The organism is Psychrobacter sp. T6-1 (assembly GCF_052258445.1).
The window spans coordinates 1-2,973 of record NZ_JBQQFC010000294.1 but is presented as its reverse complement, the minus strand read 5'-3'; the positions used below and the strand labels follow the sequence as shown (position 1 = coordinate 2,973).

The window sequence follows — 2,973 nt, the reverse complement described above, 5'->3', positions numbered from 1 at the left end:
CTGTGGCAGCTAATCGCCCCCAAAGAAGTGATTGAGAACACTTGTGTCATCGTTATGGGTTCAGAGGGCCGCGGTGAGCAGATTATGCGTACTGACCAAGACAATGCACTGATCATTCGTGATGGGTTTACTCATCCTGACTTAGAAAAGTTTGCCGATACCTTTAATCAGCAGCTGTCCGTCTTAGGTTATCCCTTATGCGACGGCCATATTATGATGAATAATCCCATATGGCGACAATCTATTAGCGATTTTAAAGCGCAGATTAGCCTGTGGTTCAAAAATACCGATCCTATGCATGGTATTTATTTATCCTCAATACTCGACGGCGAGTACGTCTGCGGCGATAGAGAGCTGTTAGCGCAAATACGCGCCCATCTACAAGTCGCGCACATGCGCGCAGATCCTATGTTCGTCCGTCATTTTGCACGCGCCGCCTTGCAGTTTGGTGATATTAGTCAATGGTGGCAAAAGTTTGTCCCCTTAATCGGTAAACCGACGCGCCGCGACGTGGATCTCAAAAAGTCAGGTCTATTTCCGCTGGTACACGGTATTCGTGCGTTAGCTCTTGAGCACAATATATTTGAGGTCACCAGTACCAAAGAGCGCCTCAAAGCTTTGGTCAATGCTGGTATGTTCAATAAGGAGCGCGCCGAGACGCTAGGTGAAGCGCTAGAGTTCTTTATGGCGCAGCGCTTGGCAGTTGCGCTTGCAACTGATGACAAATATGCCCGCCAAGTCGATCCAATAACCCTGTCAGCGCTAGAACGTGACGCGCTAAAGGAGTGCTTAGCAGTCGTCAAAAGCTTTAAGTACGAGCTTACGCAGCACTATCAGTTAGAAATCGGATAAATGGGAGCCGACTATGAGCTGGCTTAAGCAACTCACTACGTCATGGCACAAAGCCAAGCTACAACGTCCTGAGCTTGAGAGGATGTTTGAGCCGCCGCTATCAGGGCAGTGGGTCGCCATCGACTGCGAGATGACCGGGCTAAATCCGCGTAAACATCACCTGATCTCGGTTGCCGCCATTCATGTCAATGACAATATGATCGATACGGGCAATGGTCTGCATCTGGTCTGTCGCCCGCCTGTTATGCCAGATGCCGATACTATTGTCATTCACGGACTACGCGCCGCTGAGGTCGAAAACGGCATGAGTTATGACGAGATGCTGGCACTGCTCCTGCCCTTTATCGCTAATCGTCCTATTGTAGGATTTTGTCCGCAGATTGATACCGCCTTTTTAAATCCTCTAATAAAAAGTTACATGGGCGTGCCCCTTCCCAATCAGGTGATTGATGTACGTAAGCTATACGCCAGACAAATGGGCAGCTCAGCGGGGGCGGCTCCTGATCAATCCCATCATTTGAGCAACATTATGGCTCACTATGATATTCCCGAATTAGGCGCGCATGATGCTTACAACGACGCCATTATGACGGCTATGGCCTTTGTGCATTTGCGCTAATGATCATTGCTACTCTATTAAAAGCCTGCTGGTACCAAAAGCCTGATTTTATGGACGCAAAGCTAGCGTTGATGGTACGTAAAACCGCTAACTCATGATACTATAGCTGGTTTTTGAGCTTTTAAAGTAGTGTCTGTCATGCCTATCACCCAAACTTCTCGTCGCTTATCTTCTATATCTATTGCTCTAGTTATGCTGGCGCCGATAAGTGCGCAAGCGGTATTGCCAGCGCCTATCTTAGAGGCACTGACAAAGGCGGAACTTGCGCCTGCAGATATCAGTATTATGGTTATACCTATCGGTCAAAAAGATAGCAGTCGATTACCGCCGATAGTACAAGTAGTGACGCTTGACGAGGCTAGCACTGACAAAGCTAGCACTGATAAAGATGGCAGTGTTGAAGCCAGTACTGATAAAAACAGTACTGGCGACGATAGCACGCTTACCTCTACGCAAAAGACATCAACGAAAAATCAGCAACTCATCGCTCAACAAGACATCAACGAGCAAGAGCGTCAACTCAATAGCTATACTGATGACCCTTATACGCATCTAAGTCTTGATCCTTTTAATGATACTATTAGCAATGACAAGCTTATTCACGATACTGATGGAAGTAGCAATGCAGAGACGCCAACCCTACCCGCGCCGTCTTCATCTCCTCATCGTCAGCCGTTACTGACTCATCAAGCAGATATAGCGCGCACGCCTGCTAGCACTATGAAGCTTATTCCTAGCTTTATTGCCCTTGATACTTTGGGCGCTGATTTTGTTTGGCATACTCGGGTATATCATACGGGACTGATTGTCGGTAATCGTCTGCAAGGCGATCTGATTATTCAAGGTAGCGGCGACCCCAAAATGACTCATGAGCGTTTGCGTCAGCTGCTTTATCAGGTAACAAAAGCAGGCATACGTCATGTCGATGGCGATATTATCGTCGATAGTACGATCTTTGCAAATGTCACCAAAGACCCTGCCGCCTTTGATAACGCGCCACTACGACCTTATAATGCTAGCCCTGATGGGTTCTTAATTAACTTTAATACCGTCGGTATTCGCAGCTACCTTGTCGACAATAATAGCGCCAAACTGACCTATAAGCCTACCCTTGCAAACTATCAGCTGCCCTCGTCTATAGGCACACGGCAAGCAGCTTGCGCGCAGGCGAGCAGTAGTCTTGCCCCTAACTGGCAAGCTGATAAGCTGGTACTCAATGCCAGCCTACCAGTTAGCTGCGCTGAGCACATATTTTATGTCGCCTATCCTGACGCCAAAGACTTTGGCGCGCGTGTGGTCGCCTCAAAGTGGCAACAACTGGGTAATACGCTTGACGGTCGAGTGATTGCCCAAGACATGCCTTATCAAGCGATTAGTAGACGCCATAAAAGTTACGCAAACGCGGTATCACCCTTACCTATTGCCAGTTATCCTTCGCTGAATTTGACTCAGCAGATCTACGATATCAACCATTTTTCAAACAACGTGATGACCGAGCAAGT

At 47.8% G+C, this 2,973-nt stretch carries 3 protein-coding genes; all 3 read left to right on the top strand.

The window, feature by feature from the left end; all coding sequences use genetic code 11:
* Positions 1–852 (top strand): putative nucleotidyltransferase substrate binding domain-containing protein (locus ACTXGO_RS11885; protein WP_443574665.1); only part of this gene is annotated, 852 nt, incomplete at its 5' end.
* 13 nt (positions 853–865) lie between these two features.
* Positions 866–1,471, top strand: a complete 606-nt coding sequence (locus tag ACTXGO_RS11880) for a 3'-5' exonuclease (RefSeq protein WP_435950307.1) — start codon at positions 866–868, stop codon at positions 1,469–1,471.
* Positions 1,472–1,609: 138 nt separating this feature from the next.
* Positions 1,610–2,973: D-alanyl-D-alanine carboxypeptidase/D-alanyl-D-alanine-endopeptidase (locus ACTXGO_RS11875; RefSeq protein ID WP_443574663.1), on the top strand; the 1,364-nt coding region annotated here is incomplete at its 3' end.